The following is a 25,822-nucleotide window of genomic DNA, read 5'->3' as shown; positions in this document are numbered from 1 at the left end:
TTTCCCTGATTACCCCTCCGTCATACGGCGGATGTGGACTGCCTCCGGCAGCTTATCTATGCCCTCCAGCCAGCCGGACATGCACGTTGCCAGATAGGCGCTGTATAGCAGTCCCTTCGAACCCAGCGCCGTGAAGCAATAGAGGTCCTTCTCGCGCGGGTGCGCCCCCAGCACAGGTTTGCGATCCGGGGAAGAGACCCGCACGCCGGACCAGCGGCCCTTGGTGCGGGCGCGTGCCTCCAGCTCCGGCAGGGCTCGTCGCAGGCGCCTTCGCAGGTAGTTTTCGCCCTCTTGGTCGGGCTTCAGGTGGTTGTAGTCGTGCTCGTAGGTGCTTCCGGTTACGCAGTGCCGGTTGTCGCCTGCGTTGGAAAGGTAGCCCAGGGAGGAGACCGAATGGGCGAAGCCCAGGGGCTGGTCAGTCTCAAGCAGGGCCAGCTGCCCCTTGACAGGATGCAGGTTGAGAAAATTCCAGAGCGGATGTTCCACCATGGCGCGTCCCGCGGCGAAAACCGCGCGCCGCGCCTTCCAGCGGATGGCCTGGCCCACGCCGTCCTCACCCTCGGCGATCCAGACTCCGTTTTCGCGGCGCAGCTCATAGGAGACATGCTCGTGCACCTCCGCCCCCTCGGCACATAGCAGCCGTGCCAGGGCCTCCAGGTAGGCGCCGCTGTCCACCGACATGCCGGCGGGCAGCCAGAGTCCCCCGTCCACGCAGGAGATTCCGGGGTGCCGTTCATGCACCGCTCCGCGGTCAAGCCACCGGCACATGGAAGGGTCCCACTGCGTCTTCTCGTACTGCTCGCGCATCTTGCGGGCCATCTTGGGGGTGAGGGCAGGGCGCAGGACTCCGGTGGGGCGCCAGAAGGGGGGATCGCCGGCTTCCAGGTGGTCCGAGGCGGCTTCCAGGTTACCGCGCACGGCCCGCAGGCAGCGGTCGGCCCGCCATACGCGGGTACCGCGGCGCCCCGTGGCCAGGTTGACCAGCGCACCGGGCGTTCCGGAGGCCCCGGAGCCTACTGCCGCGGTATCGACCAGCCGCACGTTTCGGCCGGCACGGCACAGGGCCAGCGACAGGGATGTGCCGGCAAGGCCGGCGCCCAGGACCAGGTAGTCGGATACGGACATCTACGTCCCGTGGAGTTCGCCGGAGCGCACCCTGCCGGCGCCTGCCTGCTCCATCTCCTGCCAGGCGGCCTCCACGGAGCCGTCGAGGTCGATGCCGGCCACGGCGTCCTCAACGACGGTAACCTTGAACCCCTCCCTGAGTCCGTCCACCACCGACCATTTCACGCAGAAGTCGGTGGCCAGGCCCACGGCATAGAGCGTTTCAACGTCCCGGTCGCGCAGGTAGCCGGTCAGGCCGGTGGAGGTATTGCCGTCGTTCTCGTAAAAGGCCGAGTAGGAGTCGATGTCGGGCCGAAAACCCTTGCGCACGATGAGCTGGCTGCGGTGGGTTTCCAGGTCGGGATGAAAGGCCGCCCCCTCGCTGCCTTGAACGCAGTGGTCGGGCCAGAGCACCTGTTCGCCGTAGGACATCTCCACAGTCTCGAAAGGCTCTTTGCCCTTATGGGAGGAGGCGAAGGAGGAGTGGCCGTCGGGGTGCCAGTCCTGCGTCTGCACTACGATGTCGAAGGCGCCGGAGAGTCGGTTGATCACCGGAACCACTCGGTCGCCTTCGGGCACCTCGAGGGCGCCCCTGGGACAGAAGTCGTTCTGGACGTCAATGATGAGCAGTGCGCGTCGGGACATGGCGTCAGTTTGATTGCTTTTTGATTTGCCGGGTGAGTTCGTCGCGCAGATCCATCAGGGACCCGCCGATGCCCACCTTGTAGATGTGGGGATTTTCGAAACGTTTATGCTCTGGCATTAATTTCTCCAGGCGGCGGGAGGCGTAGTCCGCGCTCTCCTGCGCGGTGGCGTCGCCGGCGGTCTGCCGTCCGCCCTCCATGACCGGCTGCATCAGCTCTTCCGCGTCATAGCCGCTGATGGCAGTGTGCTTGGCGGGATAGTAGGGGTGGTAAATGGTATCGGCCTGTACGTCCTCTTCGAGGACGATGCCGTCGCCGTAGAAGCGACCGCGCCCGTCGGTGTAACGCAGCACTTTTTTTCGGCCGGGCAGGGTGATTTTTTCGATATTCTCGGAGATCTTGAGCCTGGGATCCCCGTCGATGGCAGCCAGCTTGTAGACCCCGTCCAGGGCCGGGCTTTCGTGACCGGTCACCAGGCGTGTACCCACCCCGAAGAGGTCCACCGGTGCCCCTTGGTCGAGCAGGCTTTTGATAAGACGCTCGTCCAGCTGGTTGGAAACGGCGATCTTTACGTAACCCAACCCCGCCTCGTCCAGCATTTCGCGCGCCTTGCGCGAAAAGTAGGCCAGGTCGCCGCTGTCGAGACGAATACCTTTCAGTCGGTTGCCCCTTTCCTCCATCTCATGAGCCACTTTGATGGCATTGGGCATCCCGCTGCGGAGGGTGTCGTAGGTATCCACGAGGAGCACGCTGTTATCGGGGTAGCAGCGCGCAAAGGCACGGAAGGACTCCAGTTCCGTGTCGAAAGACTGCACCCAGGAGTGGGCCATCGTGCCGCTGGCCGGGGTGCCGTGAAGGAAGGCCGACAGCGAATTGGAAGTGGCCTCCACTCCGCCGATGATCGCCGCCTTGGAGGCCTGCAGCCCGCCGTAGCCCTGGGCCCTGCGCAACCCGAAATCAAGTACCTTGCCCGATCCGGCCGCCTGGGTCATGCGGGAGGCCTTGGTGGCGATGAGCGATTCGAAGTTAAGGATGTTCAGCAGCAGGGTTTCGAGAAGCTGGGCCTGCACGACCGGTCCCTCCACGCGCACCAGCGGCTCCCGGGGGAAAACCACTTCGCCCTCCTGAACCGAGAGGATGTCAAGTTCGAGCTCCATATCCCCCAAGTAGTCCAGGAAGGGTTCCTTGAATCCCTGCTCCTTCAGCCAGGCCAGTTCCTCCGGTCCGAAACGGTATTCGTCCAGCAGCTTCAGTAGGTCGGAGATGCCGGCGAAGAGCACGTATCCCCCGTTGAAGGGAAGATCGCGGAAAAAATAGTCGAATGTGGCGGTCTGTTCCGCCCGGCCCTCCAGCACATAACCCTGGGCCATGGTCAGCTCGTAGTAGTCGGTGTAGAGTGCAGGGTGGGAGATCACGTGGCGCCGGGTTTGTTGGGGGTTGTGCAGATGCTCTAACAAGGGAGGACAGGCATTCGTTTCTGGCATATGCAGAGGAAAAGGGAGACGCGAACGGCCCGCTGTGGGAAAAAAAACTGTAAGGATTTCCTGCCTCAGATGTCTTACCTTTTACCCAAGAAAAGTAACCCCAAATGAGGAACCGTTATGAGTTCACTGAACAAAGCGATGATTATCGGCCGGCTGGGACAGGATCCCGAAGTGCGTTACACCCAGTCTAACACGGCCGTGGCGAACCTCTCCGTGGCTACCTCCGAACGCTACAAGGACAGCACCGGCGAGTGGAAGGAGAACACCGAGTGGCATCGTGTGGTGGCCTGGGGACGCCTGGCGGAAATCTGCCAGGAGTACCTGACAAAGGGCTCCCAGGTCTACATCGAGGGACCCATCCAGACCCGCCAGTGGGAGGACCGTGAGGGACAGACCCGCTATACCACCGAAATCAAGGCCCTCACCCTGACCATGCTCGACAGCAAGAGCGATCGCGAGGCCCGTGAGGCGGCACCCGCCAAGCCCGACAGCTCCCAGCCTGTCTCCAGCAACGTAGACCTCGACGAGGACCTGGATGATATGGACGACGACCTTCCCTTCTAAGCCCTACACCTGACCCGAATAACGGAAGGACCCTGCCAGGCGGTGGATTGCGTGCAATCCACCGCTTTTTTCTTATCTTGCACCCCGCGGGAACCCGCAGGCCTCTGAAACCGATGAACCGAATGTTGCGTCCTTGGACGATCCCGGCAGTCTATACATGATGGGAGACCTACTCCTGATGATGCAGGAGCACGTATTTTCCGGAGAGGCACCCTCCGTGCTCACTCTGGCCGTCCAGGGGCTGTTTATCCTGCTGGGACTGGTCTTTTCAGCGCTATTTTCGGGATCGGAGGTAGCCCTCTTCTCTATCTCCCGCAAACCGGACCTGCTTATCGAGGGAGAGATGGAAGGTACCGCCGACCAACTCATCCTGCGCATGCTGGAGAAGCCGCGTCGCCTGCTGGCCACCATCCTAATCGGCAACACTGTGGCCAACATTGTCACTTCCGTGCTGGCGGCCGTGCTTACCGGCCAGGTGGCCGCATGGTACGGGCTGCCTGAAGTCCTGGCTTTCACCATTGAAGTGCTGGTGCTCACCTTTACCATCCTTATTCTGAGCGAGATTACCCCCAAGCTCATCGCCATCAACAACTCCCTTCAGACCTCCCGGCGTATCAGCCGCTTCATTTATTTCTTTTTCGTGCTGCTAAAGCCCCTGTCGCGCTGGATCGCCAGCAGCACTCTCAGCCTGGAGGGGCGTCTTCCCAAACCCAGCGCCAAGATGACCTCAGAGGACATCAAGACCATGGCGGAGGTTAGCGAGATGGAGGGCTCGCTGAAGAGCGATGAGCGCGAGATCATCGAGAACGTCATCGAGTTCGGCACCACCTCGGTACGCGAAATCATGACCTCGCGGGTGAATGTCGTAGCCGTATCCACCGAGAACACCCTGCATGAGGTACTCGAGCTGATCCGCGGCAGAAACCTCTCGCGCATGCCCCTTTTCCAAAGTGACCTGGACAACATCCTGGGCGTGATCTACGCCAAGGACGTGCTTCCCTACATCAATTCCGACATCGAGCGCACCACCATTAATTGGCGCTCCATTGCCCGAAAGGCGCTATTTATTCCGGCCACCAAGAAGCTGGACGACCTGCTGCGCGACTTCCAGCAGGAAAAGACGCATATCGCTATTGTGGTGGACGAGTACGGGGGGACCGAAGGGCTGATCACCCTGGACGACATCCTGGAGGAGATTGTGGGCGACATTACCGACGAGTACGACGACAACGAGGAGAAGCTCTACACCCGTTTCAAGAACGGGGTCTACATCTTCGATGCCAAAATCGATCTGGACGACATGGAGGAGATCATCGAGTGCGAGCTGACCTCCGACCAGGACGAGTACGAGACGTTGGGGGGACTTGTTTACCATCTCACCGAACGCATCCCCAATGTGGGCGAGCGGGTTTACTACGGCAACCTGGAACTTACCATCCACTCCGTGCAGAACAACCGGGTGCGCAAGCTCCGCGTGCGTGTGCAGCCCGGAAACGCCCGGCCCCGCTCTTCCGACAGCAGGGAAAACAAGTAAGCATGGCCGATTTTTCCATCCGACGACACGTCGATCTCGCTCCCTACAATACGCTTGGCGTGGGGGCCACGGCCGGATGGTTTGTCAAAATCCGGGAAATCCCCGACGTGGCACGACTGCTCGAAGCGCCCCCCAGCCGGGAGCGTCCGGTGCATATCCTGGGTGGCGGAAGCAACGTTCTGTTCCTGGGCGATGTGGACGGAATCGTGGCGCACGTGGCCGTTGGCGGTCGGGAGGTAATCGCCCGCGACGACCGCCACCTATGGCTGAAAGCGGGCGCAGGCGAGAACTGGCACGCACTGGTTCGCCACTGTGTAGAGCAGGGGTGGGGCGGTATCGAAAATCTTTCCCTCATTCCCGGCACCGTAGGCGCCGCGCCCATACAGAACATCGGCGCCTACGGGGCGGAGCTCTCCGGCGTTTTCCATTCCCTCACGGCGGTTAACCTGTCGGACGGCACAACGCGCACCTTCGACCGCGAGGCGTGCCGTTTTGGCTATCGCGACAGCTATTTCAAGGGGGAGGGCAGGGGACAATGGCTGGTGGCCGACGTGACACTTCGGCTTTCCCTTCAGCACGAAGTGAACACTGGCTACGACGCCCTGCGCCGACGCCTGGAGAGAGAGGGCATCGTCAATCCCGACATCGACCAGGTCAGCCGTGCGGTCATGGCCGAGCGACGCAGCAAGCTGCCCGACCCGGACGACCTGGGCAATGCCGGCAGTTTTTTCAAAAATCCGGTGATCAATCGTCCACGCTTTGAGGAACTCCGGGAGCGCTGGCCCGGCATGCCCCACTATCCGGCGGGCGAAGGCCGGGTGAAGGTACCGGCAGGCTGGCTTATAGAGGAAACGGGCTGGAAGGGACGTAGAGTTGGACCCGTGGGCACCTACCGGCAGCAGGCCCTGGTCATCGTCAACCACGGCGGGGCTACCGGCCACGAGGTCTGGGAGCTGGCCCGCCGCATCCGCGACGAGGTGGCCGGCGTCTTTGGCATTGAACTGGTACCGGAAGTGAATATCATAAGCTGAATGGCCTCAAAACCGCAAGGCGAAGCGCCCCTGCTGCGCTCCTTTCTTTTCCGCACGGCCACCAGGTGTCCCGTCCGCCTGCGCTACCACCGCCTGGACTATCCCGAAAAGGAGGAGAGACGCACCTACGCGCGCCATGCCCGCTACAATCGGCGTCAGCTGGAAGCCCTTCTGAGGGCCGTCCATCCCGGGGGACTCCGCGTAGAGAAGGAGGGGGATGCCGCCGCTGCTGGGGCCACGCGGGAAGCCCTGGATCAGGGCTGGGAGCTGGTCTATGACGCGCAGTTCGAAGACCGCGGCTGCCGGGCCCGCCTTCCCCTGCTGCGCCGGCGGGAGGGGAGCCTGGAGTGCCTTCTGGTGCAGACCCGCGCCTTTAAACCGGGGCGTCACAGGCTGAGCGGTAAGGGCGGGGCGGTGCGCGATACATGGCGAGAAACGCTCCTGGACTTCGCCTTCCGCATGCAGGTGGTCTCCTGGTGCCTTCCCGGGGAGAAGCTTCGTCCCCTGCTTGTCTTCCCCAGCCGCAGTGGCAGGGCTGCCAACGACGCCCTGCATCGCATGCTGGAGGAAGGTGATCCGCTTCCACATCCCGAGTCTTCGCTCCTGGTGGAGGTGGAGGCCGAAGAGGAGGTCTCGCGTGTACGCCGCGGGGAGCTTTTCAGGGGCACCTCCTGGGCCGGACTGGAGCTGCCGGACGCCATGGAAAGTGCGGTGGAGCTGCTGCGCGGGAAACGGCGGCCCGAGCCTTCGCCGGGCTACAAGTGCCGCGGCTGCGAGTTCCGCCTCGATCCGGACGACGGGCGGGAACCGCACGGTTTCCGGGAGTGCTGGAGCGGCCGCATGGAGGAGGACGACCGTCACATCTTCGGACTTTTCGGTCCCGGCATACGCCGCTGGAGCCGCGAGGGCATTTACCTGCAGCATGAGATCCCGGAAGAGGAAATTGCCACTGTCGCCGAGGTACGCGCGGGGGAGCGTCCCCTTACCGCCAAGCAGCGGCAGGGCCTGCAGATGAGGGGCTACCGGGGTGGAGAGCTGCCGGAGGAGATCGTGCGCCCCGGCCTGCCGGATGCGCTCGCCTCCTGGCGCTACCCGCTGTACTTTCTTGATTTTGAAGCCGGCACCTACGCTGTTCCTGTCCGCGGAGGGCGACCGCCCTATCACCTGGAGCTTTTCCAGTTCTCCTGCCACACCCTGCACGAGGATGGGTCGTGGAGCCACCGGCAGTGGATTGACCGGGGCGGGGAGGGCTACTGCAACTATGCCCTGCTGCGCAACCTGGCCAGGGTGCCCGGGCTGGGAGCGGACTCTTCGACGGGCGGCGGCACCCTCGTGCAGTATTCAGGATTCGAGGGACAGGCCCTGCGCAAGATGCGCGGTGAGCTGCGGGAGGAACAACGCGGACGGGCACCCGAAGACCGTCGGGAGCTACTCGATTGGCTGGACGCTCTGCTGGACGGGGCGGAGGGAAGACCGGCCGTCCAGCTGGCCGACATGAGCCGGCTGGTGCGCGACTACTACTACAACCGCCACATGGAGGACTCCCTCGGCCTGAAGGAGGTGGTGCGTGCAGTCATGGCGATGGGCGGAGTGCTGCAGGAGCGCTGGAGCCGCCCCTACCGCGGCTCCAATTTCGACGGAATCGTCTGGTGGCAGCCCGACGGGAAGGGCGGGGTGCGCAGCCCCTACCGCATCCTGGTGGAACAGGGCGGGGCGGACGTGCAGCGGGGGGCGGAGGCCATGACCAGCTATGCGGATCTGCGTGCCGGCCGGCTCGGAGTGGACGAACGCCAGGACCGCCTCTCTTCGTTGCTTAAATACTGCGAGTTGGACACGTTGGCCATGCTGATGATTTTCCAGCACTGGAACAGCGGATGCGCATTTCAAGTACAAGATTCCTGACCCTCTACTTTCAGACACCAATTACATGAACACATCTTCGTTTCAACGCCGCCGGCCGGGATCCGCTGTCCGTCTCCTCGCCGTGCTCCTTCTGGCCCTGCTCACCTCCGCCTGCTCGGTGCAGAAAAGTCCCATAACCGGCAACCGCCGCGCCTATGCCTGGAGCTGGGAGCAGGAACTGAGGCTGGGCGAGGAGGCCGACCGGCAGATACAGCAGCAATACGGCGTCTATCCCGATGAGGAGATCCAGGACTACGTCGACCGCGTGGGCCGGAGCATGCTGGAGGTGAGCCACATGCGGCGTGAGGACAGCCAGCAAAAGTACCGAGAGACCGAATTCACCTTCCGCGTGCTCGACTCGCCCGTCGTCAACGCCTTTGCCCTGCCGGGAGGCTACGTCTACGTGACGCGGGGACTGCTGGCGCACCTGGAGAACGAGGCGCAGCTCGCTGTGGTGCTGGGACACGAAATCGGCCACGTGGCCGCGCGCCATGCCTCCCAGCGTGCCCTGGAGCAGCAGGTCGGCCAGCTTGCCCTGCTGGGCGGCGCCATTGCGGGTCAGGAGCTGCTGGGTGTGCCCGGCGGCGACATCCTGGCGGCCGGCAGCCAGGCCGCGCAGTTTCTATTTCTGAGCTACAGCCGCGAGGACGAAAGGGAATCGGACGCACTGGGTGTGGAGTACGCCGCGCGGCAGCGCTACGAGGCGGCCGAAGGGGCCGACTTCTTCACCACGCTGCAGCGTATCTCCGCACAGTCGGGGCACTCCCTGCCCACCTTCCAGTCCACCCATCCCGACCCGGCTGTCCGGGCTGAGACCATCCCCGAACTGGCCCGGGACTGGGCCGAGCAAGGCTACCCGCAGGAGGTGATTGAACGCGAAGACTACCTAAGACGCCTCGAGGGACTGGTCTACGGAGAGAACCCCCGCGAAGGATTTTCGCGCGAAGGAGTTTTTTACCATCCCGACCTGGCCTTCCGCTTCGACCGGCCCGATGACTGGCAGCTCATCAACCAGCGTAATCTTGTGGCCGCGGTCAGCCCCGAAGAAGACGCCGTCACCCTATTGCAGATCGACAGCGAGCACGACAGCCCGCGCGCCTCGGTCGAGGCCTTCCTCAACCAGGAGGGTATCACCGTCCTGGATCAGTCACAGGACAGCCAGCACGGGTTGACGGCCTACGAAGCCGAAGCTTCCGCCGATACACAGGAGGGAAACCAGGTACGCTACCGCGTGCGCGCCGTGGCCTACGGCGACCTCATCTACCGCTTCACCTCCTACACCTATGCCGAACGTTACGGCCGTTACGAGCAGACCTTCGGTCGAACCGCAAGTTCTTTCCGGGAGCTCGACAATCCTGACATTCTCGCCATCCGTCCCCTGCGCCTGGAGGTTCGTCCCGCCCAAAGAGAGGGCGACCTGGCCGCGCTGCTGCCGCAGCCGCTGCCCGGCGAGGTTACCCTGGAAGAGATCGCCATCCTGAACCAGGTGGAGGACGGCCAGGTCATTGCCGAGGGCACCCTCCTGAAGGTTCCGGCAGGCGGGCGGTAGACCGGATCTTCCGTCCCCGATTCCCTTATCCATTGCGCCCTACTTTTAATATCTTGTTCCGGAACCCACGCCAAAAACTAATTTCCCCCATTCATGATCGAAAGGTACGCACGCAAGGAGATGTCGGACATCTGGTCTCTCGAAAACCAGTTTCGTTCCTGGCTTGAGGTGGAACTGGCCGCCTGTTCGGCCTGGAGCCGTCTCGGCAAAATACCCGAGGAGGACGTGGAGACCCTCTACGAAAAGGCGGATTTTGATGTGGGACGCATCAAGGAGATCGAAAAGGAGACCCGCCACGATGTGGTGGCCTTTACGCGAGCAGTTTCAGAGACGCTGGGACCCGAAAAGAAATGGGTGCATTACGGGCTCACCTCCACCGACGTGGTGGACACTTCCTACGGGGTGCGCCTCAAACAGGCCAACACCATCCTGCGCGAGGGACTGTCCCGCATGTCCGAGGTGCTGGCCGCAAAGGCGCGTGAGCACAAGTATACCGTTATGATGGGACGTACCCACGGAGTGCACGCCGAGCCCACGACCTTCGGGCTCAAATGCGCCCTCTGGTACGCCGAGATGCAGCGCAACATCGATCGCTTCGAGAAAGCGGCGACGGACGTGGAATTCGGCAAAATGAGTGGCTCCGTGGGCACCTTCGCCAATATCCCGCCGGAGGTGGAGGAGTACGCCTGTGAGAAACTGGGACTTGCCCCGGCGCCCATCTCCACCCAGACGCTGCAGCGCGACCGCCATGCCCACTACGTCTCCGTGCTGGCCCTGGTGGGCTCCACGCTGGAGAAGATGGCCGTGGAAGTGCGCCACCTGCAGCGCAGCGAGGTGAGGGAGGCCGAGGAGCATTTTCGCCAGGGCCAGAAGGGCTCCTCCTCCATGCCGCACAAGCGCAATCCGGTCAGCTCGGAGAACATCAGCGGCTGCTCGCGCGTGCTACGGGGCTATGTCACCTCCGCCTACGAAAACATTCCCCTCTGGCACGAACGCGATATCTCACACTCCTCCGTAGAGCGCATCATCCTGCCCGACGCTACCATCCTGCTCGACTACATGCTGCACCGCTTTGCGGGTGTGATTGAAAATCTACGCGTCTATCCCGAGAACATGGAGGAGAACATCTGGCGCACCTACGGGCTCACCTTCTCCCAGCGGCTTCTGCACATGCTCATCGACCGCGGCCTCTCACGCGAGGAGGCTTACGACACGGTGCAGCCACTGGCCATGAAGGCATGGGAAGAGAAGCGCATGTTCCGTGAGCTGGTGGAGGCCGACGATACGGTTACCGGCTACCTGGAGGCTGAGGATATCGACGAGGCATTCGACCTGGACCACCACACGCGAAACGTGGACCGCATTTTCAAGCGCGTGGGTCTCGCCTGAGTCCCCTGTAATCCCTTTTCCGTCATGAGTGACACGAAGGAGCTATTTTCGGAAGATATTCCCTTTGCCGGGAAGGCTTCCGCTCTCTACCGCCTCCAGCGGGCGGAGAATCCTGTCTATGGCCGTTTCTGCGATGCTCTGGGGGCTCCGGAGCAGGTATCCGGTTACCCAGACGACTTTCCCCTCTTGCCCGTGCGCGCTTTCGCCGATGCCGAGGTAATCACCCCGACAGGGGAGAATGGCGTCGAGGACGATGAAGAGGATCTCCTCTTCCGCAGCAGCGGCACCGGCGGGGGCCCGCGCAGCGTGCACCGCGTGCCCGATCCGGAACGCTACCGCGACTCCCTGCTCCGCGGCTTTCGCCGCCACTACCGCCTGGAAAGCTCGGCGGTCTGGGCCTGCACGCCCGGCTATAGCGAGAACCCCGATTCCTCCCTCATCTGGATGCTGCGCGAACTCATCGAAGCCAGCGGGAGTCCCCTCAGCCGCTTCCTTCCGCTGGGCGAGGCCTACGAGGGCGGAGCTGTTGAAGTGGTACAGGAGAGCGGGCGCTCGCTGGTGCTCTTTGGGGCGGCCTTCGGTCTGCTGGATCTGTTGGAGGCGGGCGCGCCCCCTCTTCCCTCCGACAGCGTGGTTATCGAAACAGGGGGCATGAAAACCCGACGCCGGGAAATGAACCGCGATGAGTTGCACCGCAGGCTCTCCCGAGGCTTCGGTCTGGACATCTCCCGTGTGCACTCCGAGTACGGCATGGCCGAGATGCTCAGCCAGGCCTACGCCACCGGGGGCAGCTGGTTTCACAGCCCGCCCTGGCTGGGCGTGACCGTGCGCGATCCCGACGATCCCTCCCGTGCACTCCCCCCGGGGCAGGAGGGACTGCTGGGCTTTGTGGATCTGGCCAACCGCCACTCCTGCGCCTTCCTGCTCACAGGAGACCGCGGGGCACATAACGGCAAGGGCAAGTTTCGGGTGGAGGGAAGATGGAAACCAGATAATATGAGAGGGTGTAACTTCTTGATTGACAGGGATTAATGGAACTTGAAAGACGCATATCATATCTGGCCGAAGCCTGTGAGAACTGGCTGCACGAGGAGAACGCCTATCTGCAAGAGGCGGTGGAACGTACCGTGGATGAGGGCTACTTCTCCCTGCCCGACGTGCGGAACGCCCTGCAGGCCCTTCGCCGGAGCTGCACCCCGGAAGGACTGCGCACCTGGGTCGAAAGGGCTGGCTTGGAGGAGGGTCATGCGCCCGCTCCGCTGACCCTCTGTCTGCACGCCGGCAACCTGCCCCTGGTCGGCATGCAGGACGCCCTGGCGGTACTTCTCGGCGGGGGACGCTACAGCGGTAAGATCTCCCGCAAGGATCCCTACCTGATGCCCACCTTCCTGAACGAAGTGAAGAAGACCGCCGGCTGGAACGACCGGCAGGTACAGTGGACCCACCGGCTGAGCGATTTTGAGGGCATGGCCCACGAGGCGGTGCTCTTTGCCGGCTCGGAGCGCTCGGTGCCCCCGGTTCGCCGCGCCGTGGAGGAGGGGGACATGGCCTCCCGTGATGCGCGTTTCCTGGTACGAACCGCCGGCTTTTCCCTGGCCTGGGTGGACCGGCGCGATCCGCGCGTAATGGAGGATCTGACCGAGGCCGTTTTCCGCTACGGGGGCATGGGCTGCCGCTCGGTGGCCGTGGTGGTGGCCCCGTGGCCGTTGGATGAGATCAAATGCGAGTGGACCGACTATATCGAGTCTTTCTGGCTGGAGAATCCGCAGTATCTGCAGCCGGGACCCGCCCTGCGCCACCGCTTCGCCTACAACAAGGCCGTGGAGCGCCCCCAGGCCTGGCTGGACCACTTCCTGGTGCAGGAGGGGGGACTGGAGCTGGACCGTGATTTCATCTGCTACTGGGTCCAGGGCGACGAGGAGACGGTGGCCGACCTGGCCGGTCAATTCGGTCCCCGACTGCAGTCGGTCTACCTGCCGCATCCGGAGGCGGAAGTGCCGGGCTGGGCGGAGCGCTCGGAATACCTGACCGATGCACAGTCCCCGCCCCTGCACTGGAAGCCCGATGGCACCGATCCCCTCCGCTGGCTCACCCGGCAAGCCTAGGGCGCCGGCCCGCCTGCTGGCTCTCCGCCGGCTGAAGCAGTGGCTATTTTTCCTTATCTTCGTCGACCGCATCCATCGAACTGTAATTGCAATCCGCATCCCCCGTATCGCCCGATGAGCTCCTACGATCCCAAAGAAATTGAATCCCGCTGGCAGGACTACTGGCTGGAGCACAAGACTTTCCGCACGCCTGAAGACCATGACCGTCCCAAGTATTATGTGCTGGACATGTTTCCCTATCCCAGCGGTTCGGGCCTGCATGTAGGCCACCCCGAGGGCTACACCGCCACCGACATCGTGGCCCGCTACAAGCGGATGCAGGGATTCAACGTGCTGCACCCCATTGGGTGGGACGCCTTCGGGCTGCCCGCCGAGCAGTATGCGGTCAAGACCGGCACCCATCCGCGGGAAACCACCAAAAAGAACACCGACCGCTTTCGCGAGCAGTTGCAGATGCTCGGGTTCAGCTACGACTGGGACCGCGAAATTAACACCACCGATCCTGATTACTACAAGTGGACCCAGTGGATTTTCCTGAAGCTCTACGAAAAAGGGCTGGCCTACCAGGACGACGTACCCGTCAACTGGTGTCCCAAGCTGGGCACCGTGCTGGCCAACGAGGAGGTCATCGACGGCAAGAGCGAGGTGGGCGGCTACCCCGTGGTGCGCAAGCCCATGCGCCAGTGGGTGCTCAAGATCACCGAATATGCCGACCGCCTGCTGGAGGGACTCGATGAGCTGGACTGGCCCGAGTCGCTCAAGGAGATGCAGCGCAACTGGATCGGCAAGTCGCTGGGCGCGGAGATCGAATTCCCGCTGAGCGGGTACGAGGAGCGCATCCGCGTCTTTACCACCCGCCCCGACACCCTTTTCGGGGCCACCTACATGATCCTGGCCCCCGAACACCACCTGGTGGAAAAAGTCACCACGGAGGAACAGCGTGAGGAGGTGGAGGCCTACCGCGAGCAGGCCGCCCGCAAGTCGGAGCTGGAGCGCAAGGAGCTCGACAAGGCCAAGACAGGCGTCTTCACCGGCGCCTACGCTGTGAATCCCGCCAGCGGGGAGCAGATCCCCGTCTGGGTGGCCGACTACGTGCTGGCCCACTACGGAACCGGCGCCATCATGGCCGTGCCCGGCCAGGACGAGCGTGACTGGGAGTTTGCCGAGAAATTCGACCTGCCCATCGTACGCACCGTGCAGCCGCCGGAGGATTTTGAAGGTACCGCGTACACCGGCGAGGGTCCCGCCATAAACAGCGAATTTTTGAACGGGCTTTCGGTGGAGGAGGCCAAGGAGAAGATCATCTCCTGGCTCGAGGACGAGGGTTATGGGCAGCACAGCGTCAACTATAAACTGCGCGACTGGCTTTTTTCGCGCCAACGCTACTGGGGCGAGCCCTTTCCCATCGTGCATGTGGATGGGGAGAGCCGGCCTGTGCCCGAGGAGGATCTGCCGGTGGAGCTTCCCGAACTGGAGGATTTCAAGCCCACCGGCACCGGCGAGCCGCCCCTGGCCAGGGCGGAGGAGTGGGTGGAGACCACCGACCCCGAGACGGGCAAGCCGGCCCGGCGGGAGACCAACACCATGCCGCAGTGGGCCGGCTCCTGCTGGTACTACCTGCGCTATATCAGCCCGGAATTCGACGGGGGACCGGTGGACCGCGACGGAGAGTCCTACTGGATGCCGGTGGACCTCTACATTGGGGGCGCCGAACACGCGGTGCTGCACCTGCTCTACGCCCGTTTCTGGCACAAGGTGCTCTACGACTGCGGGGTGGTCTCCACGCGCGAACCCTTTAAGAAACTGGTCAATCAGGGCATGATCCTGGGACCTGATGGACAGCGTATGTCGAAGTCGCGCGGCAACGTCATCAACCCCGACGACATTATCGCCGAGTACGGAGCCGACGCCTTCCGCATGTACGAAATGTTCATGGGCCCCCTCGAGCAGGTCAAGCCCTGGAGCACCAAGGACGTGGAGGGAGTCTACCGCTTCCTGAACCGCGTCTGGCGCCTGGTGGAGGGCGACCCGGACGACCCCGACATGGTGACCGTCACGGACGAGGAGCCGGGGAGCGAGCAGCTGCGCGTGCTGCACGAGTGCATCAGGAAGGTGACCGGCGACATCGAGGAGCTCTCCTTCAATACCGCCATCTCGGCCATGATGATCTTTCTGAACGAGGCCAACAAGTGGGAGGGATGTCCCCGCGCCGTGGCAGAGCCCTTCCTGAAGCTGCTCTCACCCTTTGCGCCCCATATCACCGAGGAACTTTGGCGACGCCTGGGCCACGGGGAGAGCATCGCCTACGAGCCCTGGCCAGAATACGACGAGGCGCTGCTGGTCGCGGAGACCCAGCTCTACCCCGTACAGGTGAACGGCAAAGTGCGCGCCGACATCGAGGTGCCCATGGAGCGCGCAGAAGACAAGGACTTCGTGCTGGAGCAGGCGCGCGCCGAGGAAAACGTGCAGCGCTACCTGGCCGAAGGCAAGGTGGTCAAGGAGATCTTCGTCCCCGGCCGCATCGTCAATTTCGTAGTCTAATAAGTCTGTAAAGTCCAAAAGTCAGAAAGTCCGTAGGTCCACCGACTTTAAGACTTTCTGACTTCCCGACTTTACAGACTTTGAAGAATGTCTGCGTCATCCTTTCCTATAACCCGCGGCAGCTTGCCCTGCGCCCGGTCCCGCCCCGTAACTTCCAGCCACCGCCTGATGTCGGACTGGCGGATGGAGCGCATCTCCGGGGCCTCCAGCGCGCCGCTCTCCCTGCGCGTGGCGTAGTGGCGATTGACCTTTTGCAGCCGGCGGTCCATCACCCCAGCCAGTTTTTCCAGCAGCCCGCGGTGGGGCGTACGCCCGAAGCGAAGAAACCAGCGGTGCCGTGGGGCCCCGCGCTCCGGCAGATAGGCCAGGATGGTGAAGGGTCCCGGCGTCTCCTCCAGTCCCAGCTCCGCAGCCGCCTCCTTAAGCGCTTCCTCCGCCTCATGCAGGTGAAGGGCCTCTCCGTAGTCGTCCAGCATCTCGTTCACCCGTCCCCGCACCACCAGCCGCGGCGGGTCAAGGGAGGTGAAGGAGACAATGTCGTTGACAGGACAGCGCCACAGACCCGCGTTGGTGCTCACTACCAGGCCGTAGGCGCGGCCGGTCTCCGCCTCCCATAGCGGCACAGTCTGCTGGATGCCCGCTGCCTCGGCCTGGGGCAGGGGATCAGGGATAAGCTCGTAGAAAATGCCGTTGTCGACGGCCAGTAGCAGGTCCCCGCGTTCAGGATCGTCTGACCAGGCGAAATAGCCCTCCGAGGCGCCGTAGGTCTCGATAAAACGGGGTTCCGGGGGACCGATAAGGCGGACCAGATGTCCGCGGTAGCTGCTCAGGGCGACCCCGCCGCAGACCAGCAGGCGCAGCCGCGGCCAGATCTCGCGCAGGCAACCGGCGCCCGTGTCTTCCAGGATGTCCTGGAAGAGGGTGAGCAGCCAGCTGGGCGCAGAGACGATCACGCGGGGGGAGAGGTCGGCGGCGCGACGCCGAATGAGTTCCATCTTATGTCTGAAGGACATGCGCACCGCCTCTTCCGGATCGAGCACCTGCAGCCAGCGCAGCCAGGCGGGGGCCTGCAGGGCGGTGTAGCCGCTGATCTCCCCGGCCGTCCAGCCGCCATATTCCTCCACATTCCCTGGCAGACTCAGGTGTGGCCCGGCCAGCCGAAGTACGTTGGGGTATCGGCGTAGGTGGGAGAGAGTCACCATGCGCATGAATTGCCGGTCGCTGCGCAGCCGCTCTCGGGTCACAGGCAGGTGACGTCCCTCGCCGGTGGTGCCCGCCGAAACGGCGAAGCGTCTTACCTGGCCGGGCCAGGCCAGATCCTCGGCCCCCGACTTGAGCTCGTCGGTCAGCTCCTGTAGTCGCGGGCGGGTGAGTACGGGTACGCGGGCGGCGAAGTCGCGATAATCCTGCAGTTCCCCGAAGGCGTATTCCTCTCCCCAGCGGGTTTCGGAAGCGGCGCTCAGCAGCCCGCGCAGCTGTCGGCGCTGGGCGGCGGCCGGTTCGGGGCGGCGGAACATGGACCTACCGCTCGTCTACAGGCGTCCAGTCCAGGTCTTTTTCGGCGATATACAGGGCGCGTGGCCGTACCAGGCGGTTGTTCTCGGCCTGCTCAATATAGTGGCCCGTCCAGCCGGAGACCCGGCTCATGGCGAAGATGCAGGTATAGAGGTCGGGCTTGATGCCCATGGAGTAGTAGACGGTGGCCGAGAAGAAGTCCACATTCGGGTCGATGCCCTTGTCGTCCATCATCGTCTTAAGGATGGCCTCCGACCAGTTGTAGAGTTCCACGTGTCCTGTCTCCTCGGAGAGATCCTTGGACATCTGCCGCAGGATGCGGGCGCGGGGATCCATGGTCTTGTAGACGCGGTGGCCGAAACCGGAGATCTTCTCCTTGCTTGCCAGCCGCTCCTTCACATATTCCACGGGATCGGACCCCTCCTCCTCGATGGTCAGCAGCATGTTCATCACGCGCTCGTTGGCGCCGCCGTGAAGGGGACCCTTGAGGGCGCCGATGGCGCCGGTGACTGCCGAGTACATGTCGGATTCAGTGGAGCAAATGGCGCGGCATGTAAAGGTGGAGGCGTTCATTCCGTGCTCTGCGTGCAGAATCAGGCAGAGGTCCATCGTCTTTTCGGCCTTCTCGCCCGGCCGCTCGTTGTTGAGCATGTAGAGGAAGTTGTAGGCGGTGCTCCGGTCGGAAAGCGGCTCCACGGGATCCTTGCCGTTGCGGATACGGTCGAAGGCGGCGATGACGGTAGGAATCTTGGCTGTGATGGAGATGGCTTTGTGGATGCGGAACTCCTTCTCGCTGCGGTCCCCCTTCACATCGTGGAAATCCGACAGCATGGAGACGGCGGTGCGGAGCACAGCCATGGGTTCGGCCGTTTTGGAGGTGCTGTGCAGGTAGCGCTTCACCGGCTCCGGCAGGTTGCGATCCTTCTGTAGCCTGGCGTTTAGGCGGTTCAGCTCACTGCGGTCGGGCAGACGGTCGTGCCACAGCAGGAAACAAACCTCCTCGAAGGTGGCGTTTTCGGCAAGGGTGTCGATGGGATATCCGGCATAAATCAGCTCGCCTTTCTGTCCGTCGATAAAACTTTTAGTAGTTGAAAAGGCGACAATTCCCTCCAGTCCCTTGTTGATGTGAGGGTACTGATTCATGTCAATATTGTTGGGTAAGCTCTCAGCCATTCTGTTCTCCGATTTTATTGTTTTACGGTCTTGGTCAAATGTCGGTCAAATATAACACGGGAGGTACTAAAATTCAGGTGCAGCGGCCATGCCGCATCCCTTAGTCCTGCCCGTCACTCGCTATAACGTGAACGGGCCTTCCATCGTTTGAAGGGGCCGTCAATTCTGCTTCTTCGCCTCCTCCCAGTAGTGGTTCATCTCCTCGAGGGAGCTCTCCCCCAGGGTACGTCCCCGTCGCTCAAGCTCCGCCTCAATATACCGAAAGCGGCGCTCGAATTTACGGATGGTCAGCCGCAGGCTGTCCTCGGCGGTCAGTCCGTGAACGCGGGCGGCGTTGACGGCGGAGAAGATGAAATCGCCGAACTCCTCCGCAGCCGCCTCCCGGTCGCCCTCCTCCATGCGCTCGCGCAACTCCTCCAGTTCCTCGGCCGCCTTATCCCACACCGGGTCGGACTCGGGCCAGTCGAAGCCCACATTAGCGGCCTTCTCCTGCATGCGCTGTGCGCGGATGAGGGCGGGCAGGCGGTCCGGAATGCCGTCCAGGGCGGATGATTTGCCCTCCTCCTTTTTGATCCTCTCCCAGTTTCTGGCCACCTGCTCCTCGTCTTCGGCCTCGGCGTCGCCGAAAACATGGGGATGGCGGCGGATCAGTTTTTCCTGGAGGGTGCGGATGACCGCGTCTACGTCGAATTTTCCAGACTCGGAAGCCATGGTGCTGTGAAAAACCACGTGCAGCAGCAGGTCACCCAGTTCCCGGCGTAGCTCGTCGAAGTCCTCCCTGTCGATGGCCTCCACGGCCTCGTAGGCTTCCTCGATGAGGTGATCCTTGATACTTTCGTGGGTCTGCTTGCGGTCCCAGGGACACTCCCGGCGGAGAATGCGGACGATCTCGATAAGGTCTTCAAAGGAGGAGGTGGCATTCATCAGGTCTTGCGCTCTTTCTTCTTGGCGGCGGGGAAAAGGATGTTATTGAGGATGAGACGGTATCCCGGGCTGCTGGGATGCAGGCTCAGGTCGGTGGGCGGGTCGTTCACGAAGTGGCGGTAGTCCTCGGGGTCGTGGCCGGCATAGAAGGTAAAGGTGCCGTTGCCGTAATTGCCGTGAATGTACTTGACCATGGAGCGGCCGGGACTTTCGCCCAGGATGACCACCGATTCCTTCACCTTGTCTTTCTGGAAAGCTGTGGTCTGCCCGTAGAAGCCGCGTACGCTGCTCACGTGATTTTGTGTGAGCATGGTGGGCACAGGGTCCCACTTTGCAGAGAACTCAAAGAGGCTGAAGAAATCGAGGACCCGGTCCACCTCCTCGGGCCGCACCGACACGTCGATGTCGGCGTGTTCGTATTCGGCCGGGTCGGTGATGAGGTTGAAGTCAGTGAAGGCCAGGGTCTGCGAGAAGTCCAGCTTCTGCTGTGCCTGCGGGTCGGCCGGGTCGCCGTCAAAGGGAGCCGGGGCGATGTCCGTCTCCCCGGCGGCCAGCGCGATGTCGAAGGTGTCGGTGCCCGAACACATCGAGAACAGAAAGCCCCCGTTGCCCACATACTCCTTGATTTGGCGGGCCACCGCTTTTTTCTCTTCGTGGACCGTGGGATAGCCGAGCCGGTCGGCCATGGCCTCCATGCGCTTCACCTGCTGCACGTACCAGGGCTGGTTGCGGGCGCTGGCCCAGAATTTGCCGAACTGGCCGGTGAAATCCTCGTGGTGCAGGTGGAGCCAGTCGTATTGCGAAAGATCGCCGTTAAGCACTTCGGGGTCCCATATCTGTTCGTACTCCACTTCGGCGTAGGTCAGGGCGAGGGTGACCGCATCGTCCCAGGGCAGGGCTTGGTCGGGAGTGTAGACCGCAATTTTTGGTGCCTTGTCCAGCTGCATGACAGCGGTGTTCACATCGGACTGCTCCACACGGGCGATGAGCGAAGAGGCTTCAGAGGCGTCGAGGGTCTCCACAGAGACGTTTTTAAGACGGCATTCGCGCATCAGCTCCTCGCTGTAGTCGGTCATGAAGCTGCCGCCGCGATGGTTGAGCAGCCATTGGGCGGTTCCACCCGCGCTGAGGCTGTTGAATATGATGCCGTAGGCCTTCAGATGGTTGGTCTGGCCTGCGTCCATGGGTATGAGGAGTTTCTGCTGGGCGGAGGCACTGCCGGCCAGCAGAAAAAGAAGAGTCAGCAGGAGGGAAGTTCGTCGGACCATGTCAGGTTTCGTTTGGGGATTGAAGTTCCTGTATGCGATCGCGGGCGAAGGAGGCGTAAAAACTGCTTGGGAAACGGAGCAGAAGGCGCTCGTAGAGCTCCACCAGTGCCTCATTGTCGGCCGGCAGGGCGGAGGTGGAGGTGCCGGACGCCTCTCCGCCGGAACGGGCGGAGAGGGGCGGCGTGTCGCCGGCGCCGTTCAGCCACTGGTCGGCCATGCGCGCCCGCTCCCACAGAAGGCGCTCCTCCAGGGGGGAACCACCGCCGGCATTCTCAAGGTAGCGGTCCAGCTGCGGGTATAGCTCCGTGAGGTTTTGCGGGCTGGCGAGGGAAGCGAGCTGCAGCCAGGCGTCGTCGCGAAGGGAGCCGGCTGAACTGTCGACAAATGCGTGCAGGCGCTGGAGGGCTTCACCGGTGCGGCCCGTTTCCGTAAGCCGCATGGCCCCCGAAAAGCGGTCCAGGTAGCCTCCGGTGCTGTCGGCCTGCAGCCCGTCCTGTATCCAGACGCGCAGGCGCACGGCGTCATTGGCAAAATAGGAGGTGTTCTGGCGTTCCAGAGCGTTGAGCTGAATTTTGGCAAATTCGTAGTCCCCGGAGAAAAAATCACTCATGGCGAGGTAGTAGCGCGCCTTCTCGGCCAGGGCTCCGCTGCCTTCACGGCGGTTGCTGCGGGTGAGTTCCACGCGGGCCTGCGCATAATTTTCCTCGTAGAGCAGGATGCGTCCCCTCAGATATGCTGCCTGGGAAGCCAGTGAGCTGTCACCCAGGCTCTCAAGCGTTTGCAGGTAGCGACGCGCCTCGTCGGGACGATGGAGGCGGGAGAGGGCCAGCTCGGACTGGGTGACCAGCACTTCGCCCAGTGAACCGTAGCGCGGTTCCCCGGTACGAAGGTCGTCCAGCAGACCGTAGGCGCGCCGGTAGAGGGAGTCGCGGCGCGAGGCGTACGCCAGGTTGTAGTCGTCCAGGTAGTCCGCCCAGGCAATGTAGACATCAGCCAGTTCCTGCATGCTTCGCTGTAGGACGGAGGCCACGTCGCGGTCGATGTAGTAGCGATAGGCCTCCACCGCCAGGGCATATTGCCGCTCGGAGGCCAGCCGGCGGCCTGTAACGTAGAGATTGAAGGTGACCTGGGATACACGGTCCTCAAATTCAATGGAGGTGGCCAGAGCGCGCTCATAGAGCTCCCGTTCCATCAGCAGCCAGACGTGGAGTTGGTGCAGACGTTGGTAGGCGGGGTGGCCGGTGGAGAGCTCCGGCATGGTCTCCTCCAGCTCCAGGATGGCGGTGTCGTAGAGCACGTCGTCGCTGTAGCGGTAGAGCGTGCTCTGGAGCTCGTCGATGCGGTCGGGCTGTTCGGCGATCAGGTCGAGGTAGACTTGCATGGCCTCGTTGTAATCACCTGACATCAGGTATGTGTTGGCCAGTTCGGAAGCGACCAGGGAGGACTGCTCGAAGCGGCGTTCCGCCTCCCTGTAAGTGGCCACAGCCCGCCCGAAGGCGCGCCGGTCGCGCATGGTGCGCGCCAGCGTCAGCAACTGCTGAAGTCCGGCGGAAGGGTTCGAGGCGATACGGTCCCAGGTGGAGTCGGCCCGCGCCGAGTCCCCTCGAATGTAATGTATCTCTCCAAGGCGCACGGTGCCCTGCATGTTGTTGTAGTCGTTTTCAATGTATTCACGGGTAAGGTCCAGGGCTTCCTCGTAGCGCTGCAGATTGATCAGGCACTCCGTCAGCCGGTCCAACAGAAGGTAGGTACGAGGATTTTCGCGGTAGAGCTTCAGGAAACGCCGGTAGGCCTGCTCGTATTCCTGGTCGTCCAGCAGTCGGTTGGCGATGGTGTACTCCATGCCAAACTGGGGCTGCTGAGCCGTGGAGGTAGCGGGGAGGGTCAGCATCAAAGAAAAGGCCAGGAATATAGAGATACCAAAAAGTTGTAACGGTCTGAATTTCATGCGCTTGTAGTAATCATCTCGACATATTCTGGGGCATGGGATCTTAGCTGCCTGTAGAAGGCATGGAGAGGAAAACCGACTACGTTGTAGTAGTCGCCCCGTATGCCTGCGACCATAAGGCCCGCCAGGGGATCTTGGATGCCGTAGCCCCCAGCTTTGTCCATGGGACTTCCGGAGGCAACATACTCTCGAATGAGGGCATTATCAACGTTGCCGAAACGCACCTGGGTGCGCTCTACGAACGTATGCTCGCCCGATTCGTTTTGGCCGTGAGATTTTATCAGGGCCACGCCCGTCAGCACCTCGTGGCGGTCACCACAGAGCCTTTGCAGCATGGCTTCGGCCTCCGCAGGGGATCCGGGCTTTTCCAGCACCTCTCCGCGGTGCACCACCACCGTGTCCGCCCCGATGACCAGTCCCATGTCGGAGGAGAATACGTTGCGGGCCTTTCTAAGGGCGAGTTCCTGTACCAGCTCCTCCGGGGAAGGCGATCCGGGCAGGTGTTCCTCGACGCGGGGCGCCCGCACAAGAAACCTGAGTCCCAGCTCCCGAAGCAGCTTTTTCCGGCGGGGACTGGCTGAAGCCAGGCAGAGGGGAAGGGGATCGCTCATGGAGCAAGTGTGGAAAGGTTGCGGTTGGGCCTTGAATTATACGGAATGTATGGTGAGATTACGTCTAACCAAAAAAACATCGCCATGTCCAAAGATATGCTATTCGGATCCTGGAATTACAAGGTGCTGGCTGCGGGACTCCTGCTCATCGTGGTGGGCTTCTCGGCCATGTACATCGAAAACGAGGTAAACGGCTTCATCTCCCTCTTTGTGTCACCTGTTGTTATCATGGCGGGCTACATCTCCATCATCGTAGCCATCATGAAACGCAAGAACGGCGAATCCGACGTCTCCGGCCAGCCGTCAAGCTGACGTGGGCCGCCACACCACCTACCTTCTTCTCTTCGCCCTGGTGGGCGTGTTCGTCTTCTTTGCCCCCCCTGAAAACCAGTTCCTGGTCATTCTTGGCGCCCTTCTTTCGGTTATATTGGCGGTGAGTGGGTTCTACCTGAACTGGCTCACCCTGGACGGAGTTCCCGCCGCCACGCTGGTAGGCACCGTGTCCTTCGGGCTGGGGGGACTGCCCATGGCGGGCCTGCTGCTGATCTTTTTTCTGAGCTCTTCCCTTATTTCCGGGCTTCCCCTGTTCCGGGGCGACCCGCCCGCCCCCGCATCGGCCGAGCGGGAAGAGCGGCTGCGCCGCCGTCCTCCGGGCAGGGAGGGGCGCCGCACCGGCTCCCAAGTCTGGGCCAACGGCTTCTGGCTGGTACTCTGTCTGTTGCTGCTGCACGTCACCGGCGAGCATCTCTTCACAGCCAGCGCAGTGGCTGCGCTGGCGGCCGCCACCTCCGACACCTGGTCCACCGAACTCGGCACCCACCGCATGCCCGGCAATACCTGGTCGCTTACAAGTCTTCGCCCCGTACCGGCCGGTTCCGACGGCGGCATCAGCCTGCCGGGTACCCTGGCCGGAGTGGCCGGCAGCGCCCTTCTGGCCGGAGCCGGCACATGGTTTTACTCCCTGAATTTGGTGTGGTTTTTTATCATATTCTCCTCCGGGTTTCTGGGCTGCCTCTTCGATTCCCTGCTGGGAGCAACTTCACAGGACAGCCTCACGCTGGAATTCCCGATGCCTTTCACGGAGCGTCCGTGGAGCCTGGGCATCGACAATAACACGGTGAACTGGCTGGCCACGGGCTTCGCCTCGCTCTGGGCCTTAATTCTAAACGGGATTTATCTATGAAAGCATGGTATAAGCGCCTGCACTGGCAAATCATCATCGGGCTGATCCTCGGCCTCCTGTGGGGACTGGCAGCCAGTTTCTGGGGCTTCACAGAAATTACCGTTGACTACATACAGCCGGTCGGCACCATCTTTATCAACCTGCTCCAGCTCATCGCCATCCCGCTGGTGCTGGCCTCCCTGGTCGTGGGGGTGACAAGTCTCAACGACATGGCCAAGCTCTCACGGATGGGGGGAAAGACCATCGGCATCTACCTGGTGACGACCATTCTGGCCATTACCATCGGACTTACGGTGGTAAATGTCATTCAGCCCGGAGACGCCCTCCCTCAGGAGACCCAGCAGAGCCTGATGGCCAACTACCAGCAGAACCTGGAGGGCTCCAGCGAGGATGCCCAGGAGGTGATGGACCGCACCTTGATGGATTTCTTCGTAGATATCGTGCCCACCAACGTCATTTCGGCCGCCTCCGACAACGGGAATATGCTGCAGGTGGTCTTTCTGGCCATCCTGCTGGGTATTGGCCTCATCCAGATTCCCGTACAAAAAGGGGGGGCGCTGATCAACTTTTTCGATGCCCTCAATGAGGTGATTATCAAGATCGTGGATTTCATCATGCTGCTGGCGCCCTACGGCGTCTTCGCCCTGATGGCGGGGGTGATCGTGGACCTGGCCGGGGACGATCTGGGCCAGGCCCTTAACCTGCTGGGCGCCCTGGGCTGGTATTGCGTGGCCGTACTGCTGGGGCTCCTGCTGCACCTCACGCTGGTTTACTCCAGTCTGTTCAAGATCTTCAGCAAGATGAAGCTGCGCGACTTTTTTCGTGCTATCCGCCCTGCCATGCTGGTGGGCTTCAGCACCTCCTCCTCGTCGGCCACCCTCCCCGTCACCATGGAGCGCGTGGAGAAGAACGTGGGCGTGGACGAGGAGGTTTCCAGCTTCGTGCTGCCGGTGGGAGCCACCATCAACATGGACGGTACCAGCCTCTACCAGGCGGTGGCCGCCGTATTCATCGCCCAGGCGCTGGGTATGGACCTTACCATCCTTGAGCAGCTGACCATCGTGATCACCGCCACCCTCGCATCCATCGGTGCGGCCGGCGTGCCCGGAGCGGGCATAATCATGCTGGTCATCGTACTGCAGGCCATCAATGTGCCGGTGGAGGGCATCGCGCTCATTCTCGGGGTGGACCGCATATTGGACATGTGCCGTACGGCGGTCAATATTACGGGCGATGCCGCCGTATCAGTGGCCGTGGCTCACACCGAGGGTCTGCTCGGCGACATGCACTTTGACGACTGAGGAGTGCCGGGAACCTCGGGCGACGCCGTTTTTGTTGAAACGAGCGTACCCA

General features: G+C 62.4%; 21 protein-coding genes. 12 read left to right on the top strand and 9 right to left on the bottom strand.

Annotated elements, in window-relative coordinates:
- Nucleotides 1-9 precede the first annotated feature (9 nt).
- Genes U5K31_14560 through U5K31_14550 form a run of 3 tightly spaced genes read right to left on the bottom strand, consistent with a single transcriptional unit; the run spans nucleotide 10 to nucleotide 3,205 of the window.
- On the bottom strand, nucleotides 10-1,125 hold the full coding sequence (locus U5K31_14560) for an FAD-dependent oxidoreductase (protein MDZ7773945.1): 1,116 nt from the start codon (nucleotides 1,123-1,125) through the stop codon (nucleotides 10-12).
- Nucleotides 1,126-1,749, bottom strand: coding sequence for a bifunctional nicotinamidase/pyrazinamidase (gene pncA, locus U5K31_14555; protein ID MDZ7773944.1), 624 nt, complete (start codon nucleotides 1,747-1,749; stop codon nucleotides 1,126-1,128).
- Nucleotides 1,750-1,753: 4 nt separating this feature from the next.
- A complete protein-coding gene (locus tag U5K31_14550; protein MDZ7773943.1) occupies nucleotides 1,754-3,205 on the bottom strand; it encodes a nicotinate phosphoribosyltransferase in 1,452 nt (483 codons plus the stop codon).
- 144 nt (nucleotides 3,206-3,349) lie between these two features.
- Between U5K31_14550 and U5K31_14545 the strand changes: the two genes are divergently transcribed.
- The 9 genes from U5K31_14545 to leuS all read left to right on the top strand — a co-directional run bounded on the left by U5K31_14545 (nucleotide 3,350) and on the right by leuS (nucleotide 15,847).
- Complete coding sequence (locus tag U5K31_14545) at nucleotides 3,350-3,796, top strand: single-stranded DNA-binding protein (protein ID MDZ7773942.1); 447 nt, start codon at nucleotides 3,350-3,352, stop codon at nucleotides 3,794-3,796.
- 157 nt (nucleotides 3,797-3,953) lie between these two features.
- Nucleotides 3,954-5,330 (top strand): hemolysin family protein, encoded by a 1,377-nt coding sequence (locus U5K31_14540; GenBank protein ID MDZ7773941.1) that lies wholly within the window; start codon nucleotides 3,954-3,956, stop codon nucleotides 5,328-5,330.
- 2 nt (nucleotides 5,331-5,332) lie between these two features.
- Complete coding sequence (gene murB / locus U5K31_14535; GenBank protein ID MDZ7773940.1) at nucleotides 5,333-6,361, top strand: UDP-N-acetylmuramate dehydrogenase; 1,029 nt, start codon at nucleotides 5,333-5,335, stop codon at nucleotides 6,359-6,361.
- Complete coding sequence (locus U5K31_14530) at nucleotides 6,362-8,263, top strand: DUF2779 domain-containing protein (protein MDZ7773939.1); 1,902 nt, start codon at nucleotides 6,362-6,364, stop codon at nucleotides 8,261-8,263. It abuts the gene before it with no gap.
- A gap of 25 nt (nucleotides 8,264-8,288) precedes the next feature.
- Nucleotides 8,289-9,812, top strand: a complete 1,524-nt coding sequence (locus tag U5K31_14525) for a M48 family metalloprotease (protein MDZ7773938.1) — start codon at nucleotides 8,289-8,291, stop codon at nucleotides 9,810-9,812.
- Between the two features lie 93 nt (nucleotides 9,813-9,905).
- Nucleotides 9,906-11,201 (top strand): adenylosuccinate lyase, encoded by a 1,296-nt coding sequence (purB, locus tag U5K31_14520; protein MDZ7773937.1) that lies wholly within the window; start codon nucleotides 9,906-9,908, stop codon nucleotides 11,199-11,201.
- 24 nt (nucleotides 11,202-11,225) lie between these two features.
- Nucleotides 11,226-12,233, top strand: coding sequence for a hypothetical protein (locus tag U5K31_14515; GenBank protein MDZ7773936.1), 1,008 nt, complete (start codon nucleotides 11,226-11,228; stop codon nucleotides 12,231-12,233).
- On the top strand, nucleotides 12,233-13,306 hold the full coding sequence (locus U5K31_14510) for a hypothetical protein (protein MDZ7773935.1): 1,074 nt from the start codon (nucleotides 12,233-12,235) through the stop codon (nucleotides 13,304-13,306). Before U5K31_14515 ends, U5K31_14510 begins: the two co-directional genes overlap by 1 nt.
- Nucleotides 13,307-13,420: 114 nt before the next feature.
- Nucleotides 13,421-15,847: a leucine--tRNA ligase gene (gene leuS / locus U5K31_14505; protein ID MDZ7773934.1), complete on the top strand. Its 2,427-nt coding sequence runs from the start codon at nucleotides 13,421-13,423 to the stop codon at nucleotides 15,845-15,847.
- A gap of 71 nt (nucleotides 15,848-15,918) precedes the next feature.
- Here the strand turns inward: leuS and U5K31_14500 are convergent, their stop codons facing one another.
- The 6 genes from U5K31_14500 to U5K31_14475 all read right to left on the bottom strand — a co-directional run bounded on the left by U5K31_14500 (nucleotide 15,919) and on the right by U5K31_14475 (nucleotide 23,286).
- Entirely contained in the window at nucleotides 15,919-17,364 is a 1,446-nt protein-coding gene (locus U5K31_14500; GenBank protein MDZ7773933.1) for a GH3 auxin-responsive promoter family protein, read from the bottom strand.
- 4 nt (nucleotides 17,365-17,368) lie between these two features.
- Complete coding sequence (locus U5K31_14495; GenBank protein MDZ7773932.1) at nucleotides 17,369-18,505, bottom strand: citrate/2-methylcitrate synthase; 1,137 nt, start codon at nucleotides 18,503-18,505, stop codon at nucleotides 17,369-17,371.
- Between the two features lie 189 nt (nucleotides 18,506-18,694).
- Entirely contained in the window at nucleotides 18,695-19,459 is a 765-nt protein-coding gene (gene mazG / locus U5K31_14490; GenBank protein ID MDZ7773931.1) for a nucleoside triphosphate pyrophosphohydrolase, read from the bottom strand.
- Nucleotides 19,459-20,727, bottom strand: coding sequence for an asparagine synthetase B (locus U5K31_14485; GenBank protein ID MDZ7773930.1), 1,269 nt, complete (start codon nucleotides 20,725-20,727; stop codon nucleotides 19,459-19,461). Before U5K31_14485 ends, mazG begins: the two co-directional genes overlap by 1 nt.
- 1 nt (nucleotide 20,728) lies before the next feature.
- Nucleotides 20,729-22,618 carry a tetratricopeptide repeat protein gene (locus U5K31_14480; GenBank protein ID MDZ7773929.1) on the bottom strand — a complete coding sequence of 630 codons (1,890 nt, stop codon included), beginning with the start codon at nucleotides 22,616-22,618 and terminating at the stop codon, nucleotides 20,729-20,731.
- 53 nt (nucleotides 22,619-22,671) lie between these two features.
- Complete coding sequence (locus tag U5K31_14475; protein ID MDZ7773928.1) at nucleotides 22,672-23,286, bottom strand: Maf family protein; 615 nt, start codon at nucleotides 23,284-23,286, stop codon at nucleotides 22,672-22,674.
- Between the two features lie 84 nt (nucleotides 23,287-23,370).
- Here U5K31_14475 and U5K31_14470 point away from each other — a divergent pair, with 84 nt between their 5' ends.
- From U5K31_14470 to U5K31_14460, 3 genes are read left to right on the top strand one after another with little or no spacing between them, the layout of a single operon-like run.
- Nucleotides 23,371-23,598, top strand: coding sequence for a DUF3098 domain-containing protein (locus tag U5K31_14470; protein ID MDZ7773927.1), 228 nt, complete (start codon nucleotides 23,371-23,373; stop codon nucleotides 23,596-23,598).
- Between the two features lies 1 nt (nucleotide 23,599).
- The gene (locus U5K31_14465) at nucleotides 23,600-24,469 is read left to right on the top strand and encodes a DUF92 domain-containing protein (GenBank protein ID MDZ7773926.1); all 870 of its coding nucleotides are present in this window, start codon (nucleotides 23,600-23,602) and stop codon (nucleotides 24,467-24,469) included.
- Nucleotides 24,466-25,770 carry a dicarboxylate/amino acid:cation symporter gene (locus U5K31_14460; GenBank protein MDZ7773925.1) on the top strand — a complete coding sequence of 435 codons (1,305 nt, stop codon included), beginning with the start codon at nucleotides 24,466-24,468 and terminating at the stop codon, nucleotides 25,768-25,770. The genes U5K31_14465 and U5K31_14460 overlap by 4 nt, the downstream gene beginning before the upstream one ends.
- Nucleotides 25,771-25,822 lie beyond the last annotated feature (52 nt).

Source organism: Balneolaceae bacterium, from assembly GCA_034521445.1.
Classification (GTDB): domain Bacteria; phylum Bacteroidota; class Rhodothermia; order Balneolales; family Balneolaceae; genus JAXHMM01.
This window is presented reverse-complemented; position numbering and strand designations above follow the sequence as displayed.

Excerpts from the sequence above, each read along its gene's own strand:
- murB (MDZ7773940.1), top strand. The coding sequence starts at position 5,333 with ATGGCCGATTTTTCCATCCGACGACACGTCGATCTCGCTCCCTACAAT.
- U5K31_14475 (MDZ7773928.1), bottom strand. The coding sequence starts at position 23,286 with ATGAGCGATCCCCTTCCCCTCTGCCTGGCTTCAGCCAGTCCCCGCCGG.
- U5K31_14545 (MDZ7773942.1), top strand. The coding sequence starts at position 3,350 with ATGAGTTCACTGAACAAAGCGATGATTATCGGCCGGCTGGGACAGGAT.
- U5K31_14515 (MDZ7773936.1), top strand. The coding sequence starts at position 11,226 with ATGAGTGACACGAAGGAGCTATTTTCGGAAGATATTCCCTTTGCCGGG.
- U5K31_14495 (MDZ7773932.1), bottom strand. The coding sequence starts at position 18,505 with ATGAATCAGTACCCTCACATCAACAAGGGACTGGAGGGAATTGTCGCC.
- mazG (MDZ7773931.1), bottom strand. The coding sequence starts at position 19,459 with ATGAATGCCACCTCCTCCTTTGAAGACCTTATCGAGATCGTCCGCATT.
- U5K31_14470 (MDZ7773927.1), top strand. The coding sequence starts at position 23,371 with ATGTCCAAAGATATGCTATTCGGATCCTGGAATTACAAGGTGCTGGCT.
- U5K31_14500 (MDZ7773933.1), bottom strand. The coding sequence starts at position 17,364 with ATGTTCCGCCGCCCCGAACCGGCCGCCGCCCAGCGCCGACAGCTGCGC.
- U5K31_14560 (MDZ7773945.1), bottom strand. The coding sequence starts at position 1,125 with ATGTCCGTATCCGACTACCTGGTCCTGGGCGCCGGCCTTGCCGGCACA.
- pncA (MDZ7773944.1), bottom strand. The coding sequence starts at position 1,749 with ATGTCCCGACGCGCACTGCTCATCATTGACGTCCAGAACGACTTCTGT.
- U5K31_14530 (MDZ7773939.1), top strand. The coding sequence starts at position 6,362 with ATGGCCTCAAAACCGCAAGGCGAAGCGCCCCTGCTGCGCTCCTTTCTT.
- U5K31_14485 (MDZ7773930.1), bottom strand. The coding sequence starts at position 20,727 with ATGGTCCGACGAACTTCCCTCCTGCTGACTCTTCTTTTTCTGCTGGCC.
- U5K31_14540 (MDZ7773941.1), top strand. The coding sequence starts at position 3,954 with ATGATGGGAGACCTACTCCTGATGATGCAGGAGCACGTATTTTCCGGA.
- U5K31_14480 (MDZ7773929.1), bottom strand. The coding sequence starts at position 22,618 with ATGCTGACCCTCCCCGCTACCTCCACGGCTCAGCAGCCCCAGTTTGGC.
- U5K31_14460 (MDZ7773925.1), top strand. The coding sequence starts at position 24,466 with ATGAAAGCATGGTATAAGCGCCTGCACTGGCAAATCATCATCGGGCTG.
- U5K31_14525 (MDZ7773938.1), top strand. The coding sequence starts at position 8,289 with ATGAACACATCTTCGTTTCAACGCCGCCGGCCGGGATCCGCTGTCCGT.
- U5K31_14510 (MDZ7773935.1), top strand. The coding sequence starts at position 12,233 with ATGGAACTTGAAAGACGCATATCATATCTGGCCGAAGCCTGTGAGAAC.
- purB (MDZ7773937.1), top strand. The coding sequence starts at position 9,906 with ATGATCGAAAGGTACGCACGCAAGGAGATGTCGGACATCTGGTCTCTC.
- leuS (MDZ7773934.1), top strand. The coding sequence starts at position 13,421 with ATGAGCTCCTACGATCCCAAAGAAATTGAATCCCGCTGGCAGGACTAC.